We start from the raw sequence: 1,302 nt of genomic DNA, 5'->3' as shown, positions 1-1,302 counted from the left end.
CTGATTCTATTCTTGGTACGAGCGACACGCTCGCACCAGCGTGGGGATTAAGTTCTTTTTAGCTTAAGCAACAAGAAAGCTATTATCATACATATGCCCGAAATAATTGACGAAAAAGTATAGCATCTATCAATAAACCCTTCAAAACCTGACTTAAAAATATTCATAACAGGCATACCTTGGGAAAAAGCAACAAATGATAATTCGTACAATATCATATTTGCAATAAAAAAAAAGTAATTCTGATGAGTCTTAACGCGTTTCCTTAAGGCAAAATACAGAATAATAGAACTTATAAACTGAATTGACAATGCTAACAGTACCGCTAGTGGCGTCATACCAACAGCACCTCCACTATAATTACCAAACCTTACTAGTACGATAAAGCTAATAAACGTTAGTAAACTTTGTAAAAGAAACCAAATAATCATATGTAATGCCTCTTAAGTTTTAATTAAACACCCTTATTGTTGTACCCATTTCGATCCGTCCCACTTATATGTGCCTTCTTTCAACTTACTTATATCATTAAAAAAAGTAGTGATACTATGAGAAGAATCGGTCTTATTCTCATAGTATTCGTCTACACCTCCCTGAACTTCATTAGCTAACCACCCCATTCTATCTGAGGATTTTCGCCCTTTTTTGCCAATATGACTAAATTGTTGGGTAAATATATTTGGGTCTGCATCAAGACTTCCTGCTTGGAAAGGATCAAAATCGGCTACGAGAGTTATTTTTATTTGGGCTTGTAGTTCTTTGGGCAAGGAACTTATATATTTTTTCAACGCTTCAACATATCCTTTGCCATATGCACCCCCCATACTATGGGTAATAATTTTTATTGACTCAATGATATTTCCCTGCTTGTCTCTTGCCAAATTTGCAATTATTGTTGCCGCATCTCTCTTTCCTTGACCAAAACCATCCCTATCTCTACCTGAAGCCGTATTAACACCTATTGGGTTGTCTGAGGCAAAACCAAACCAACCTCCAATAGCTCCATCTCTATAAATAGACTTGTTATCTCCCAATTGTCTCATTACTGCGCCATCAAATGATTTACCGCCACTGTTCCAATAATCATTAGAGCCCCTCCAGTTATAACTACTCGTTCCTTTTCGCCAACTTTCATATCCTGTGGCTCCCTCTCCAAAATGATTTCCATTGATAAAGATCACTAAGTTTCCATCGGGGTCAACGGCATTGGTGGGTGTATTTAGTGCATAAACATAGGGAGAATGGCTGAAATACAGCTCAGACTTCTTATCCACCACGTTCCACCTTGCAATTACAGGATCG

The 1,302-nt window shown here is 37.6% G+C and carries 1 protein-coding gene; it reads right to left on the bottom strand.

The genetic code is table 11. From position 1 onward, the window contains the following. Positions 1 to 464: 464 nt before the first annotated feature. The coding region (locus OQ268_RS17775; protein ID WP_265858159.1) for an RHS repeat-associated core domain-containing protein at positions 465 to 1,302 on the bottom strand (838 nt) is incomplete at its 5' end.

It is taken from the genome of Pedobacter sandarakinus (assembly GCF_026240095.1).
Classification (GTDB): domain Bacteria; phylum Bacteroidota; class Bacteroidia; order Sphingobacteriales; family Sphingobacteriaceae; genus Pedobacter; species Pedobacter sandarakinus.
This window is presented reverse-complemented; position numbering and strand designations above follow the sequence as displayed.